Origin of the sequence: Paraburkholderia sp. GAS32, assembly GCF_050434225.1 — a bacterium.
Taxonomy (GTDB): Bacteria; Pseudomonadota; Gammaproteobacteria; order Burkholderiales; family Burkholderiaceae; genus Paraburkholderia; species Paraburkholderia madseniana.
On sequence record NZ_JBNPVS010000009.1, the window covers coordinates 92695 to 107373 of the forward strand.

General features: G+C 63.0%; 14 protein-coding genes. 11 read left to right on the forward strand and 3 right to left on the reverse strand.

Features of this window, described 5'->3' with window-relative positions:
- Positions 1-6: 6 nt before the first annotated feature.
- From P3T25_RS13585 to P3T25_RS13605, 5 genes are all read left to right on the forward strand, one after another.
- Complete coding sequence (locus P3T25_RS13585; protein WP_429358213.1) at positions 7-723, forward strand: SURF1 family protein; 717 nt, start codon at positions 7-9, stop codon at positions 721-723.
- A gap of 69 nt (positions 724-792) precedes the next feature.
- Entirely contained in the window at positions 793-1455 is a 663-nt protein-coding gene (locus P3T25_RS13590) for an SCO family protein (protein WP_429358214.1), read from the forward strand.
- Between the two features lie 31 nt (positions 1456-1486).
- Positions 1487-2596 carry a COX15/CtaA family protein gene (locus P3T25_RS13595; RefSeq protein WP_429358266.1) on the forward strand — a complete coding sequence of 370 codons (1110 nt, stop codon included), beginning with the start codon at positions 1487-1489 and terminating at the stop codon, positions 2594-2596.
- A 6-nt stretch (positions 2597-2602) separates the two neighbouring features.
- The gene (gene cyoE / locus P3T25_RS13600; protein WP_054035767.1) at positions 2603-3508 is read left to right on the forward strand and encodes a heme o synthase; all 906 of its coding nucleotides are present in this window, start codon (positions 2603-2605) and stop codon (positions 3506-3508) included.
- A 5-nt stretch (positions 3509-3513) separates the two neighbouring features.
- Complete coding sequence (locus tag P3T25_RS13605) at positions 3514-4143, forward strand: SCO family protein (RefSeq protein ID WP_154564581.1); 630 nt, start codon at positions 3514-3516, stop codon at positions 4141-4143.
- 66 nt (positions 4144-4209) lie between these two features.
- Here P3T25_RS13605 and P3T25_RS13610 read toward each other — a convergent pair whose 3' ends face one another.
- The gene (locus P3T25_RS13610; RefSeq protein ID WP_154564579.1) at positions 4210-4500 is read right to left on the reverse strand and encodes a YciI family protein; all 291 of its coding nucleotides are present in this window, start codon (positions 4498-4500) and stop codon (positions 4210-4212) included.
- Between the two features lie 301 nt (positions 4501-4801).
- Between P3T25_RS13610 and P3T25_RS13615 the strand changes: the two genes are divergently transcribed.
- Positions 4802-5614, forward strand: coding sequence for a MetQ/NlpA family ABC transporter substrate-binding protein (locus P3T25_RS13615; protein WP_154564577.1), 813 nt, complete (start codon positions 4802-4804; stop codon positions 5612-5614).
- A gap of 88 nt (positions 5615-5702) precedes the next feature.
- On the opposite strand, the gene P3T25_RS13620 is transcribed toward P3T25_RS13615, so the two are convergent.
- Positions 5703-6629: a bifunctional helix-turn-helix transcriptional regulator/GNAT family N-acetyltransferase gene (locus P3T25_RS13620; protein WP_154564575.1), complete on the reverse strand. Its 927-nt coding sequence runs from the start codon at positions 6627-6629 to the stop codon at positions 5703-5705.
- A 374-nt stretch (positions 6630-7003) separates the two neighbouring features.
- On the opposite strand from P3T25_RS13620, the gene P3T25_RS13625 reads away from it, so the two are divergent.
- The 5 genes from P3T25_RS13625 to nagE all read left to right on the forward strand — a co-directional run bounded on the left by P3T25_RS13625 (position 7004) and on the right by nagE (position 14409).
- Positions 7004-7738 (forward strand): GntR family transcriptional regulator, encoded by a 735-nt coding sequence (locus P3T25_RS13625; RefSeq protein WP_054035773.1) that lies wholly within the window; start codon positions 7004-7006, stop codon positions 7736-7738.
- 88 nt (positions 7739-7826) lie between these two features.
- On the forward strand, positions 7827-8930 hold the full coding sequence (gene nagA, locus P3T25_RS13630) for an N-acetylglucosamine-6-phosphate deacetylase (RefSeq protein ID WP_154564573.1): 1104 nt from the start codon (positions 7827-7829) through the stop codon (positions 8928-8930).
- Entirely contained in the window at positions 8923-9930 is a 1008-nt protein-coding gene (locus P3T25_RS13635) for an SIS domain-containing protein (RefSeq protein ID WP_154564628.1), read from the forward strand. Before nagA ends, P3T25_RS13635 begins: the two co-directional genes overlap by 8 nt.
- A 38-nt stretch (positions 9931-9968) precedes the next feature.
- Positions 9969-12533, forward strand: coding sequence for a phosphoenolpyruvate--protein phosphotransferase (ptsP, locus tag P3T25_RS13640; protein WP_171925163.1), 2565 nt, complete (start codon positions 9969-9971; stop codon positions 12531-12533).
- Positions 12534-12630: 97 nt separating this feature from the next.
- A complete protein-coding gene (nagE, locus tag P3T25_RS13645) occupies positions 12631-14409 on the forward strand; it encodes an N-acetylglucosamine-specific PTS transporter subunit IIBC (protein ID WP_429358215.1) in 1779 nt (592 codons plus the stop codon).
- Positions 14410-14554: 145 nt separating this feature from the next.
- Here the strand turns inward: nagE and cydX are convergent, their stop codons facing one another.
- Positions 14555-14671, reverse strand: coding sequence for a cytochrome bd-I oxidase subunit CydX (gene cydX, locus P3T25_RS13650; RefSeq protein ID WP_154564567.1), 117 nt, complete (start codon positions 14669-14671; stop codon positions 14555-14557).
- Positions 14672-14679: the final 8 nt, after the last annotated feature.

The window sequence follows — 14679 nt, forward strand, 5'->3', positions numbered from 1 at the left end:
TGTTCGATGAAGTTCCGCCTCATTCCCGCGCTGCTGATTCTGCTAGTGATTGCAGTGACGGTGCGGCTCGGCTTCTGGCAGCGCGACCGCGCGCATCAGAAGGAAGCACTCGCAGCACACATCACGCAGTTCGAAGACGCGCCCGCGCAGCCTGTGAGCGCTACGCCGGTTGCACTCAAAGACATCGAATTCCATCGCGTGAAGGCGCGCGGCAGTTTCGTCGCGGACAAAGTCGTCTATCTGGATAATCGCCCGTATAACGATCAGCCGGGCTTTTACGTCGTGATGCCTTTTAAACTGGCCGACGGCGGTTACGTGCTGGTCAATCGCGGTTGGCTGCCGCGCAACATGAACAATCGCGAGACCATCGCGCCGTACAGCACGCCGCAAAGCGAGATCGAAATCGAAGGCATTGCGCGTGCCGATGCCTCGCGTGCATTCGAGTTAGGGCAGGGCGGATCGGCTGCGCATCAGAAGATTCGCCAGAATCTGGATACGGCGGCCTACGCTGAGGAAACCGGGTTGCCGTTGCAATCGTTCGTAATCCAGCAATTGAGCGACGACGGCGACAAACTGGTGCGCGACTGGCCGGCGCCAACAACCGGCGTCGAAACCAACTACGGCTACATGTTCCAGTGGTGGGGCATGGCGGCCGCGGCGCTGATCTTCGGCTTGTACGCCGCGCGCCGCGCCGCGAAGAAAGAGCACGCCCCGAGCGTGTAACGCATCGCCTGCGGTTTCGTGCCCTGAGCACGGGCTCGAAGCCGCGCAATCATTGAAAGAGGTCCTGTAGTGTCGACGCAATCTCCCCGTTCGCCGCAAGCCGGCAAACCCGCAGCTCCGAAAGTGATGCCTGGTCAACCCAATGGCGAGGGATCGTGGAAGCGTGGCCGCTGGATGCTGCTGTTGCTGGCGGTCATCTGCGCCGCGCCGATCGTCGTATCGTATTTTGTTTACTACGTGGTCAAGCCGGCCGGCGGCAGCACGAGCTACGGCACGCTGGTCGAACCGCAGCGACCGATTCCCGATTCGCTCGTCGTCACGGGTGAAGACGGCAAGCCGCTCAAGCTCGCGACGCTGCGCGGCCGCTGGCTGCTGATCTCCGTCGACACCAGCGCATGCGACAAAGCCTGCGTCACCAAGCTGTACTTCATGCGACAAATCCGCGCAGCTCAGGGCCCGGAACGCGAGCGCGTCGTCGAAGTGTGGCTGCGCACCGATGCAGGCAACGTGTCCGACGTGATACAAAAGGCCTACCCCGACACCCACATGCTGATCGCCAATCCGGCGCAGGTGTCCGCATGGCTGCCGACCGACACCGGCACCCAACTCACCGACCACATCTACATGGTCGATCCGAACGGCAATCTGATGATGCGTTTCCCGAAAGATCCGAACCCCAGCAAGATCAAGGGCGACGTGACCAAGCTGCTCAAGTGGTCGAGCATCGGCTGACGCCGCAACAAGGGTAAGAAAGATGTCTGCATTGCAACTTCTGCAACTGGCCCTGATCGGCTTGTGTATCGCGTTGTTGCCGCTGTCCTATGTATGGGTCAAGGCCGACGACAACAAATTCCGCAAGCTGGTGTGGCTCACCACTTTCCTGACGCTGGACCTGGTGATGTTCGGCGGCTTTACGCGTCTCACCGATTCTGGTCTCGGCTGCCCGGACTGGCCAGGTTGCTATGGCACGTCGTCGCCGTTCATCGCGCACGCCGCGATTGCCGCCGCGCATCAATTGATGCCGACCGGACCGGTCAGTATGACGAAGGCCTGGATCGAGATGATTCACCGTTACTTCGCGATGGCGATCGGCGTGCTAATCATCGCGCAGACGTTGATTGCGTGGACGGCTCGTATCAAGCGCCGTCCACTGCATGTGTCGCCGTGGTGGCCGACTTCGCTGCTGCTGCTGATTCTTGTGCAGGGCGCATTCGGCGCGTGGACCGTGACCATGAAGTTGCAGCCGATCATCGTGACGACCCATTTGCTGCTTGGCCTCGCGTTGCTCGGCACGCTCGGCTGGCTGGCCGCACGCCAAACGCCGCTGCCGGCCTATGAGCCCGAAGCCGCGCGCTGGCGGACGGCTGCGATCGCTGGTCTCGTGCTGCTGGTGGTGCAGATCGCGTTGGGCGGCTGGGTCAGCACGAACTACGCGGTGCTCGCCTGCACGGACTTCCCGACCTGCAACGGTCAATGGGTCCCGCCGATGGACTTCGCGCACGGTTTTCACTTGTGGCGCGCGCTCGGCATGACCGGTGACGGCGACATGATTACGCAAGATGCGCTGGTCGCGATTCACTGGACTCACCGCACGTTCGCGATCGTCGTGGTCGCCTATCTGGTGTGGTTTGCGCTGAAACTGCGCCGTTTCGAGTCGCTGCGGCGGCCGGCAAACGGCGTGTTGCTGGTGGTGCTGATCCAGTTCATCAGCGGCCTGTCGAACATCGTCCTGCAATGGCCGTTGCCCATTGCGGTCGCGCATAACGGGGGGGCCGCGATCCTGCTGCTTCTGCTCGTTATGTTAAACTTTCGGATCGCTTATAGCCGTCCCGGCCGCGCCGTGTTGCCTGCGCGCGATGCCGCGCCAGCGTGACCCCACATGGACAGCACAACTCTCTCCCAAACGCCCGGTAGCCGGGTCTCCCAGTACATCGCCCTGACGAAGCCGCGTGTCACGCAGCTCGCTGTGTTCTGCGCAGTCATCGGCATGTTTCTGTCGACGCCCGGCATGGTGCCGTGGACCGTCCTGATCGGCGGCACGGTCGGCATCTGGCTGCTGGCCGGTGCGGCGTTCGCCATCAATTGCCTGATGGAACAGAAGATCGACGCGAAGATGCGTCGCACGTCGTGGCGGCCGTCCGCGCGTGGCGAAATCACGACCCCGCAGATCCTGTTGTTTTCGGCCGTGCTCGGCGGACTCGGCATGTGGACGCTTTACACGTTCGCCAATCCGCTGACCATGTGGCTCACGCTCGCCACCTTCGTCGGCTATGCGGTGATCTATACGCTGCTGCTCAAACCGGCCACGCCGCAGAACATCGTGATCGGCGGCGCGTCGGGCGCGATGCCGCCGGCGCTCGGTTGGGCCGCCGTCACCGGTCACGTGCCGGGCGACGCATGGATTCTCGTGCTGATCATTTTCGTGTGGACGCCGCCGCATTTCTGGGCGCTCGCACTGTATCGCCGCAAAGACTACGAAAACGCCGGTCTGCCGATGCTGCCGAACACGCACGGCGAAAAGTACACACGCCTGCATATTCTGCTGTACACGGTGATCCTGTTCGCGGTCACGATGATGCCGTTCATCTCCGGCATGAGCGGCGTTGTGTACCTCGCGGCGGCTGTGTTGCTCGGCGCCGTGTTCCTCGCGTATGCGTGGAAGATCTATCGGGACTATTCCGACGATCTGGCGCGCAAAACCTTCCGTTACTCGATCGTTTATCTGTCGCTGCTCTTCGCCGCGCTGTTGATCGACCACTATGCGCGCGTCGTGATCGGCGCGTAACACCCATGCTTACACAACGCTTTGTGCGCACGGCGCGTGCCGCCGCGCGTGTCACTGTGATGGCTTGCGCACTTGGTGGTGCGTTGCTGGTGGCCGGCTGCGGTAAGCAGCCGCCGGCGTTCCAGAACCTCGACATCACCGGCAACACGCAATTCGGAAGCGATTTCTCGCTGCCCGACACGACCGGCCAGGTCCGCACAATGGCGGATTACAAGGGCAAGGTGGTGGTGCTGTTCTTCGGCTATACGCATTGCCCGGACGTCTGCCCGACCACGATGGCCGAGCTTTCGCAAGCGCTGCAGCAACTCGGCCCGGAAGGCGCGAAGCGCGTGCAGGTGCTGTTCGTCACCGTCGATCCCGACCGCGACACGCCGGCCCTGCTCGCGCAATACGTGCCCGCGTTTAATCCGACGTTCGTCGGCTTGCGTCCGGCTGACCAGGCGCAGCTCACCAAGATCACGAAAGACTTTCGCGTGTACTACGCGAAAGTGCCGGGCAAGACAGCCGATAGCTACACGATGGACCACACCGCGGCGAGCTATGTGTTCGACCCGGACGGCAAGCTGCGTCTATTCGCGCGTGACGGCCAGGGCGCTACGCCGTGGGTGCACGATATCAAGCTGCTGCTCGATTGATGCATTGATGCAGATGGGCGCGCGCGTCTGCCGCGCGCCCGTATTCAATTTCCTTCGCAGTTGTCCTCAAGCCGGCATCGGCAAATTCATTCCCGGCGCGAGGCGCGTCGCCTTGAACTCCGTCACCTCGTAACGTGCGAGCTTCTGCTCGGCGAACGGGTCGCTGGCAAGAATCTCATCCAGCTTATCGCGCTCGATGCGTACCGCCAGAATGATGCCGCCGTCGCGCGGCACCTTCGGTCCGGCGGCGACGAATACTCCTGCTTCGAACTGTTGTGTCAGAAACGCGCGATGTGCTTCGAGCGCGTCGTCGACGCGGTCAAGCGATGCGGTGTAGATGAGGTTGATGACGTACATGAGCGTTCTCGTAAGCGATTGAATGGGCCGCACGGATTTGCGGGCAACGACCTTCGATTATCTGTCAGCAGCCGACCCGCTGGCGGCTTCGTTGCAAGATCAGACGGGACGTCTACAAGATACGGCGAGTGTGTCGCGCATCAACCGCGCCGTTGCAGGGGCATAACCATATGCGATCGTGATATTTCCCATCTCGCCGGGCGTATGAGACCATTTGCGGTCCAGTTGGCGGCGCGTCCACAAGATGCCTGCCGCCGGCTTCCACCCGAATCTGACATCGATCAGAACAAGCGAGAATTACATGCAGCGCAGAAACATCCTCAAAGCCCTCTCGACAGTAATCGCCAGCGCGGCGATCGTCACCAGTTTCGGCGCACACGCCGACGACAAGGTCATCAAGGTCGGCACCATCGGCGGCCCGGATGCGCAAATTTGGGAAGTCGTCACGAAAGTGGCGAAGCGCGAAGGCCTGAATGTGAAGGTCGTCGAATTCAACGACTACGTGCAGCCGAACGCCGCGCTCGACGCCGGCGATCTGGATGCCAACAGTTTCCAGCACCAGCCGTACCTCGACAGCCAGGTCAAGCAGCGTGGCTACAAGATCGTCAATGCGGGCCTGACGTACATTTCGCCGCTCGGCATCTATTCGAAGAAGCTGAAGTCGCTGAAGGATCTGGCGCAAGGCGCGAAGATCGCGGTGCCGAATGATCCGTCGAACGAAAACCGCGCGCTGCTGCTGTTGCAGGCGCAAGGCGTGATCAAGCTGAAGGCCGGCGCGGGCACGAACGGCAATAACGCCACGGCGCTTGACGTCGCCGAGAATCCGAAGAAGATCAAGCTGCTCGAACTCGACGCAGCACAACTGCCGCGCTCGCTGTCGGACGTCGACGCTGCCGCGATCAACACGAACTTCGCGCTGGCCGCCGGTCTGCAGCCGACCAAAGACGCGATCGCGCTCGAAGATATCCACAGCCCGTACGCGAACCTGATCGCCGTGCGCACGCAGGACAAGGACAAGCCGTGGGTCAAGAAGCTGGTCGCGGCCTACCAGTCGGAAGACGTGCGCCAGTTCATCAAGACGCAGTTCAAGGGGGCGGTGGTGCCGTCGTTCTAAGCGGCACCCTTTAACCTGCTTCGCAAAACGAAAACGCCACAGTGACAAACCGTGGCGTTTTTTTTGCGTCGCGCATTCTTTGGCGACCCTACAACTCCAACTCCCACCGCTCGATCATCAGATCCTTGCCGAAGCGCCGTTCCGCCGTCGTACAGACGAGCTGGAAGCCGGCGCGCTCGCATAGCCGGCGCGGCTCCTTGAGCGTGCTGGCTGTGGTCAGCGTGAGTTTGGTGTACCCCGCGCGCCGCGCGAATCGCACGCATTCGCTCATCAATTGTGTGCCGATGCCAAGGCGCTGCACATCCGGCTCGACCCATAAGAGCCGCACGCCTGCCACGGTCGTCGAGATCCCGACGATGCACACCGAGCCGACTACGATGCCTTCCTGATCGGCGACCCAGCACATCTCGCGCACCGGATCGTTGCGCTGCGAATAATCGGCGACGACGCGCGCGAGCAAGCCTTCGAACGATTGATCCCAGCCGTACTGCGCGGCGAACCACTGCGCCTGCCGATGCACGAGCCAGCCGCACTCGCCGGCGCGTGGCTGCCGAAGGATCACGAGTTCGGGCTGCGGCTTGCTGTCGAGCAAGCGCTCGATCACTTTCATCGCGGCGATCAGGTGTTCCTGGGAAAGCGCGGTGAGGCCGTTCAGCAACGCCGATACTTCTTCGATCGCCGCCGTATCGAGCGGTGCGTAGGCCGCGTAGCCGTTGTCGGTGAGGGCGATCAGCGATTGGCGCGCGTCCGAGTCGGACGGGCGCCGCGTAATCAGGTTGCGTCGTTCAAAACTCGTCAGAAGGCGGCTGAGGTAGCCGCTGTCGAGGCCGAGGTTGCGCCCGAGCACCGAGGCTGTCTGCGCGCGTCCGCGGGACAGTTCGTGCAGAACGCGCACTTCCGTCAGCGAGAAGGCGCTCTTTGCCAGATGCTCATGCAGAGCGCCGATGAGCTGGGTATAGAAGCGGTTGAAATGGCGGACGGCCTGAGCACGCCGCAGCGCCTCGGAATCTGTCAAATGCTGCTCCCCGGGGGAATTTTTATGGCTTGCTACACGCCACTATATTGGAACGGAACCCATTAAAAAAGCCGCGCGGCCAAGGGGCGTACCAAAGTGGTATCAGAAAGGTATGGATTTTGGGGCGTCTCTCTGGGCAGGAGGAGAACCAATATGGACCACCCGGATGCCGTCCGGCATCTCGAATACGGGTAAATCCCGATCCCTGTAAACCGCTCTCCGAAGCCCTCAAATCACCCTCTGACGCCTATCCAGCAAGGCTTTCCGTCAACCTATACCAGAATGGAACCAGTTGATTGACTGGTATTATGTTGGTTATATAATGGGCTCTCATTTTCGTAGGCCGCACTCTTCAAGACGACCGCCGGAGCCCCATGGAAACTCGCTGGTCCGCACTGATGCCTGACGCTCGCAACGTCACGCCGCTCTATCTCCAGCTCGCGCGCAATCTGGCGACGGCGATCCACTGCGGCGTGTGGTCGGCGGGTGAGGCGCTGCCTTCGGAACGCACGCTCTCGGATGCGATCGGCGTGTCGCGCATCACCGCGCGCAAGGCGATCGAGCTGCTGGTCGAGCAAGGCTTGATCCGCCGGGCGCGAGGCGCGGGCAGCTTCATCACGCCACGCGTCGAAGATCCGCTGTCGCGGCTTACCGGCTTCACGAAGAAGATGCAGCAACGTGGTTTCCGGCCGGATTCGGTGTGGCTCGAGCGCGATATCCGCGCCGCCAACCGTGATGAGCTGGTGCACCTCGGCCTGTCGCCCGGTGCGGCGGTGACGAGCCTGCGGCGCCTGCGGCGCGCGGACGGCATCGTGATGGCGGTCGAACATTCGGCGCTGCCCGCGGCGATCGTGCCCGATCCGCTGGCTATCGGTGTGTCGCTTTACAGCTATCTCGAACAACGTGGCGCTGCCGTCGTGCGCGCCTTGCAGCACTTTCGCGCGGTCAATGCTTCGAGCGAAATCGCCTCGTTGATGGATATCGAACCGCGCTCGGCGCTGCTGGTCATTACCCGTATCGGGTATAGCGCGGACCAGCGTGCGATCGAACTGACCGACACCTATTGCCGCGACGATTACTACGACTTTGTCGCTGAATTGCGCACCTGATTGGCGCACCCGAGTGGGCCGCCGTCACGTGCGGCACAGCCGAACGCAATTCAGTCACACCCCGCATTACGCCTCACCAGAGAGACTCATGCTGACCGGAAACATACTCACCACCGATGGGTGGATTCACGGCACGCTCGAATACGAAAACGGCCGCATCACGACGCTGACAGGCGAACGCGCCGATCCGTCGAAGAACGACGCGCCGTACATCCTGCCCGGCTTCATCGATCTTCACGTGCACGGCGGTGGCGGCTCCGACGTGATGGAAGGCGGCGACGCGATCGAAACCATCACCCGCACGCATGCGCGTTACGGTACGACCAGCCTGCTCGCCACCACGATGACCGCGCCGCGCGACGAGCTGATGAGTGTCGTCGCGGAGCTTGGCAATAACGCGCGCATTCGCACGCCAGGCGGTGCGCGCGTGCTCGGCGTCCATCTGGAGGGTCCGTACATCAACCCCGGTAAGCTCGGCGCGCAACCAGACGCCGCTGTGTCCGCGGTGATGGATGAAGTGCTGAAGTATCTGTCGATCGCGCCGATTCGCGTGGTCACGCTGGCGCCGGAAATCGCCGGCCACATGGAGATCATCTCCGAGATGGCGGCGCGCGGCGTGCGCGTGCAGCTTGGCCATTCACTCGGCACCTACGACGACGCTGTCGCCGCACTCAAGCACGGCGCGTGTGGCTTCACGCATCTGTTCAACGCGATGTCGCCGATGCATCACCGCAATCCCGGTCTCGTCGGCGCCGCGCTCGCGCACGCTGAATTCGCCGAAATCATTCCCGACTTGCTGCACGTCCATCCGGGCGCGATCCGCGCCGCGTTGCGCGCGATCCCGCGTCTCTATGTGGTGACGGACAGCACCTCGGCGACCGGCATGCCCGATGGCGAATACCGCCTCGGCAGCCAGCATGTGACGAAGTGCCTCGGCGGCGTGCGTCTCGCCGACGGCACGCTCGCCGGCAGCACGCTGACGATGGATCAGGCGCTGCGCAATCTCGTATCGATCGGCTTGCCGATCGCCGATGTTTCAAACCGTTTGTCGCGCTACGCCGCCGACTACCTCGGCATCGAAGACCGCGGCCGCATCGCGCGCGGTGCGTGGGCCGATGTGGTCGTGTTCGATCGTGAACTGGCGTTGACCGCGACTTACGTCGAAGGAGAATCAATTGTCGAATATGCTTAAAGAGGCGCTGGCGTCCGCTGAAACGGTTGCCGCGCAGCTCAGGGATACCTCGCGCGTGGAAGCATTGGCGGCGAAGCTCGCCCAGCAACCGCGCCATGTTGCGCTGACGGTCGCGCGCGGCAGCTCGGACCACGCAGCAAGTTACTTCGCAAGCCTGACGATGAGCCGCCTCGGTGTGCCGGTCGCCTCGCTGCCGATGTCGGTCGCGACGCTCCAGCAAGCGCCGCTGCAAGTGCGCAATCAGCTCGCGCTGGCGTTCTCGCAATCGGGCAAGAGCCCGGATCTGGTCGGCACGATGGAAGCGTTGCGCAAGGCCGGCGCGTTGACGGTGGCCGCTGTGAATGCGCCAAGCTCGCCGCTGGCTGACGCTTGCGAATTTCACCTGCCGCTCGTGGCCGGTCCGGAACTGAGCGTCGCGGCGACCAAGAGCTACATCGCCATGCTGTCGATTTCCGCGCAACTGGTCGCGCATTGGCAGAAAGACGAAGCACTGCTCGGCGCGTTGAAGACGCTGCCCGACGCACTGCAAGCCGCGGGCAAGCTCGACTGGTCGAAGGCAGTGGACGAACTGCGTGGCGTCGAACGCATGATCGTGATCGGCCGTGGTCTGGGCCTCGCGATCGCGCAGGAAGCCGCGCTGAAATTGAAGGAAACCTCCGGCATTCAGGCCGAAGCATTTTCGAGCGCGGAAGTGCGGCATGGTCCGATGGAACTGATCGACCGCGACTATCCGCTGCTGGTCTTCGCACCGCGCGGTCCCGAACAGGCTGGCTTGCTGCAACTCGCGCGCGACATGCAGGCGCGCGGCGCCCGCGTGTTGCTCGCCGCGCCGGCCGACGTGCCGGAAGCGACCCTGCCGCTCGCCACCACCGCTCATGCGGCGCTCGATCCGATCGCCGCAATCCTGTCCTTTTACGTGATGGCTGCCGGCCTTGCCGCCGCTCGCGGGCGCAATCCTGACGCGCCACGCCATCTCAACAAAGTCACCGAAACTCACTGACGAGAAATCAGATGCGACGTGTCGAGGAGTCCCGCTTGATGAGCCATTCTGAAGGCCATATTGTTTTGCTCGCGCCGATGACCGGTCCGGTCGTGCCGCTGGCGAACGTGCCCGACCCTGTGTTTTCGGGCGGCATGTTCGGCGATGGCATCGGCATCGATCCGCTCGAGGGGCGACTCGTCGCGCCGTGCGACGGCACCATTACCCATCTCGCACGCACTGGTCACGCGGTCACGCTCGCGACGGCCGATGGCGTGGAGATTCTGTTGCACATCGGCATCGATACGGTCGAACTGAATGGCAAGGGCTTTGCGCCGATGGTCGCGCAAGGCGCACATGTGCGTACCGGCGACATCCTGATCGAGTTCGACCAGGACCAGGTCGCGCTGAATGCGCCGAGTCTCGTCTCGGTGATCGCGATTGCCAATTCGGATGCGTTCGAGATTGTCGAGCGTGCGCAGGACGGCATGCTGAAGGCAGGCGAAACGCCGTTGCTGGTGCTGCGTGCTCGCAGCGGCGAAGCGGCGGACGCATCGCGCCAGGCGAGCGCCACCAACGTGACCGAAGAAGCCCGTCAGCAAGTCACGCTAGTCCACGCGGGCGGTCTGCATGCACGTCCGGCAGCGCGCGCTCGCGAAGCGGCGCGCGGTTTCGATGCGCGTGTCGAAGTGCGTTATGAAGGGCGCAAGGCGGCGATCGAGAGCGTGGTCGGTTTGCTCGGTCTCGGCGCGGGCGAAGGTGCGACTGTTGAGTTGCTCGGCGTTGGGCCACAAGCCCAAGCCGCGATCGAAGCAATCGCCCACGAGTTGACGCGTGAAGCGCACGGCGAAGTCGAAGAGAAGCCGGCGCGACAAAGTTCGCCGGCGCCGCAAGCAGTTGCCCACGCCGCGGGCGAAACGCTCGAGCCGAATACGCTCGCGGGTGTGTGCGCGTCGCCGGGCGTCGCGGTCGGCAAGCTGGTGCGCTGGGACGATGCGGACATCGATCCGCCGGAAAAGGCGAACGGCACGTCGGCGGCTGAAAGCCGGTTGCTCGACAAGGCGATTGCCACCGTCGACGCCGACCTCGGTACGACAGTGCGCGATGCGTCGCAACGCGGTGCGGTGGGCGAGGCGGGCATTTTCGCGGTGCATCGCGTATTGCTCGAAGATCCCACGCTGGTCGACGCCGCACGCGATCTGATCAGCCTCGGCAAGAGTGCGGGCTTTGCGTGGCGCGAAGCGATCCGCGCACAGATCGCCATCCTGACGAATATCGAAGACGCATTGCTCGCGGAACGTGCCGCCGATCTGCGTGACATCGAAAAGCGCGTGTTGCGCGCGCTCGGTTATACGAATGCGGCGGCGCGCACGCTGCCGGAAGAAGCTGTGCTGGCGGCTGAAGAGTTCACGCCGTCGGATCTGTCGTCGCTGGATCGTACGCGCGTCACCGCGCTGGTGATGTCGCGTGGCGGTGCCACTTCGCATGCGGCGATTCTTGCGCGCCAGGCCGGCATTCCGGCGCTGGTGGCAGTCGGCGATGCATTGCACGCGATCCCCGAAGGCACGCAAGTGGTGGTGAACGCCACAACCGGCCGTCTCGAATTCGCGCCGACCGAGCTTGACGTCGAACGTGCACGTCTTGAGCGCAGCCGCCTCGCCGGCGTGCGCGAAGCGAACCGCCGTACGTCGCAACAGGCGGCCGTGACTTCCGATGGCCGCGCGATCGAAGTCGCCGCGAACATCGCCACGCTCGACGACGCGAAAACCGCCGTCGACAACGGCGCCGATTCCGTCGGCCTGCTGCGCACCGAACTGCTGTTCATTCACCGCGCCTCGGCACCGACCATCGACGAACACCGCCAGAGCTATCAGGCCATCGTCGAAGCGTTGAGCGGCCGCACCGCGATCATCCGCACGCTGGACGTCGGCGCGGACAAGGAAGTCGATTACCTGACGCTGCCGCCCGAACCGAATCCGGCACTCGGCCTGCGCGGCATCCGCCTCGCACAAGTGCGCCCGGATCTGCTCGACGATCAGTTGCGCGGCCTGCTCGCGGTGCAACCGCTCGGCGCCGTACGCATCCTGCTGCCGATGGTGACCGACGTGGGTGAATTGATCCGCATCCGCAAACGCATCGACGAATTCGCCCGCGAATCGGGCCGTACCGAACCGATCGAAGTCGGCGTGATGATCGAAGTGCCATCGGCTGCCTTGCTCGCCGATCAACTGTCGCAACACGCGGATTTCCTGTCGATCGGCACCAACGATCTGACGCAATACACGCTTGCCATGGACCGTTGCCAGGCCGATCTCGCGGCGCAAGCGGACGGCTTGCATCCGGCGGTGCTGCGCCTGATCGCGGCGACCGTGCAAGGCGCGAACAAACATGGCAAATGGGTCGGCGTATGCGGCGCACTGGCGGGCGATCCGCTGGCCATGCCGCTGCTCGTCGGCCTCGGCGTGACCGAGCTTTCGGTGGATCCGGTGTCGGTGCCGGGCATCAAGGCGCGTGTGCGCAACCTCGATTATCAGTTGTGCCGTCAACGCGCCCAGGATGCACTGGCGCTCGAATCGGCGCAGGCGGTAAGAGCAGTAAGCCGCGAAACCTGGCCTTTGGACTGAACCCCACACAGTCCGCAACCAGCTTCGCATAGTCAGGACGTATCGCTACAAAACTCAACGACGACTGTCGACAACGAGACAAGGATTGGAGGTGTCAATGGATGGGAATCCGTTTCTGAAGATTCAGCGCCTGGGACGCGCGCTGATGCTGCCGATTGCAGTGCTGCCGGTTGCCGGCTTGCTGCTGCGATTGGGCCAACCCGATGTGTTCAACATCAAGATGATCGCCGACGCCGGTGGCGCGATCTTCGACAACCTGCCGTTGCTGTTCGCAATCGGCGTGGCGGTCGGCTTCGCGAAAGACAACAACGGCGTGGCAGGTCTCGCGGGCGCGATCGGTTATCTGATCGAAATCGCGGTGATGAAGGACATCAACGACAAGCTCAATATGGGCGTGTTGTCCGGGATCGTGGCGGGTATCGTCGCGGGCTTGCTGTACAACAGGTACAAAGACATCAAGCTGCCCGACTACCTCGCATTCTTCGGAGGGAAACGCTTCGTGCCGATTGTCACCGGTGTGGTCTGTCTGGCGATAGGCATTGTGTTCGGTTACGTATGGCAGCCGGTGCAAGGCGTCATCGATACGGCCGGCCATTGGCTGACCACTGCGGGTGCGCTCGGCGCGTTCGTGTTCGGCGTGCTGAACCGTTTGTTGCTCGTCACGGGGCTGCATCACATCCTCAATTCGCTGACGTGGTTCGTGTTCGGCAATTTCACGCCGCCGGGTGGCGCGGCGGTGACGGGCGACCTGCATCGCTTCTTCGCGGGCGACCCGACTGCAGGCACGTTCATGACGGGCTTCTTCCCGGTCATGATGTTCGGCTTGCCGGCTGCCTGTCTCGCGATGTATCACGAGGCACCGAAAGAGCGCCGCGCAATGGTGTTCGGCCTGCTGGCGTCGATGGCGCTCACCTCGTTCCTGACGGGTGTGACCGAGCCGATCGAATTCAGCTTCATGTTCCTCGCGCCGGTGCTGTATGCGATCCACGCGGTGCTGACGGGCTTGTCGCTGGCGATCTGCTCGGCGCTTGGGATTCATCTCGGTTTCACCTTCTCGGCTGGCTTTATCGACTACGTGCTGAACTACGGCCTGTCGACCAAGGGCTGGTGGGCGATTCCGATCGGCCTCGTGTACATGGTCGTGTACTACGGCCTGTTCCGCTTCTTCATCCGCAAGTTCAACATGGCAACGCCGGGTCGTGAACCTGCTGCAGAAGAAGAACAGATCGAGTCGTTTGCGGCTGGCGGTTTTGTGTCGCCGGTGGCGGGTGCCGCCGTGCCGCGCGCACAGCGTTATATCGCCGCGCTGGGTGGCGCGTCGAACCTGTCGGTGGTGGATGCCTGCACGACGCGTCTGCGTCTGTCGGTGGTCGATGCCAGCAAGGTCTCGGAAAGCGAACTGAAGACGATTGGTGCGCGTGGTGTGCTCAAGCGCGGCTCGACCAATGTGCAGGTGATTATTGGACCGGAAGCGGACATCATCGCTGATGAAATTCGCACGGTGATCGCACAAGGTGGTGGCGATGCGGTGAAGCCGGTGGCTGCCGTTGCGCCTGCTGTCGCTGCGGCTCCTGTGGCGACTGCAAGCGGTGCTCAGGGCGGTCCGCTCGACCCGGATCCGTTGCGTTGGCTCGCCGTGTTCGGCGGCGCGGGCAACGTCGTGTCGCTGGATGCCGTGGCGGCAACGCGTCTGCGGATCGTGGTTCGCGATCCGTCTGCGGTTGATCGTCAGCGTCTTGCTACGCTCGATACGGCGTGGGTTTCGGCCGACACGTTCCATATCGTAGTCGGCGACGCAGCCCAGCGCTATGCCGCACAACTGGCGACACGCCTGTCGCCCGATACGGGTGCCGGTACGGCGCCGCAGCCTGCGTAATGCAACGTTGAGGAGCGGCCTGCGCCGCTCCATTACTGCGCTTCTGTTCCGATGACGCAGCAATAAAAAAGCGGCACCTTGAATCAAGGTGCCGCTTTGCGTTTACCGGCTTGAGCCTAACGGCGCGCGACCGGCAGCGGTTCCATCAACGTGCTTTCTGCTTACTCGTTTCCAAAGGCCGGCGCGTTTCCAGCCACATCACGTTGATAATGCCGAACGCCAACGCCACGCCAATGCCGAGAAGCCAACTGAAATACCACATCACAAACT

Coding starts and splice junctions, on each gene's coding strand:
- P3T25_RS13585 (WP_429358213.1), top strand. CDS start 7: ATGAAGTTCCGCCTCATTCCCGCGCTGCTGATTCTGCTAGTGATTGCA.
- cyoE (WP_054035767.1), top strand. CDS start 2,603: ATGGACAGCACAACTCTCTCCCAAACGCCCGGTAGCCGGGTCTCCCAG.
- P3T25_RS13605 (WP_154564581.1), top strand. CDS start 3,514: ATGCTTACACAACGCTTTGTGCGCACGGCGCGTGCCGCCGCGCGTGTC.
- P3T25_RS13610 (WP_154564579.1), bottom strand. CDS start 4,500: ATGTACGTCATCAACCTCATCTACACCGCATCGCTTGACCGCGTCGAC.
- P3T25_RS13615 (WP_154564577.1), top strand. CDS start 4,802: ATGCAGCGCAGAAACATCCTCAAAGCCCTCTCGACAGTAATCGCCAGC.
- P3T25_RS13625 (WP_054035773.1), top strand. CDS start 7,004: ATGGAAACTCGCTGGTCCGCACTGATGCCTGACGCTCGCAACGTCACG.
- nagA (WP_154564573.1), top strand. CDS start 7,827: ATGCTGACCGGAAACATACTCACCACCGATGGGTGGATTCACGGCACG.
- P3T25_RS13635 (WP_154564628.1), top strand. CDS start 8,923: ATGCTTAAAGAGGCGCTGGCGTCCGCTGAAACGGTTGCCGCGCAGCTC.
- ptsP (WP_171925163.1), top strand. CDS start 9,969: ATGAGCCATTCTGAAGGCCATATTGTTTTGCTCGCGCCGATGACCGGT.
- nagE (WP_429358215.1), top strand. CDS start 12,631: ATGGATGGGAATCCGTTTCTGAAGATTCAGCGCCTGGGACGCGCGCTG.
- cydX (WP_154564567.1), bottom strand. CDS start 14,671: ATGTGGTATTTCAGTTGGCTTCTCGGCATTGGCGTGGCGTTGGCGTTC.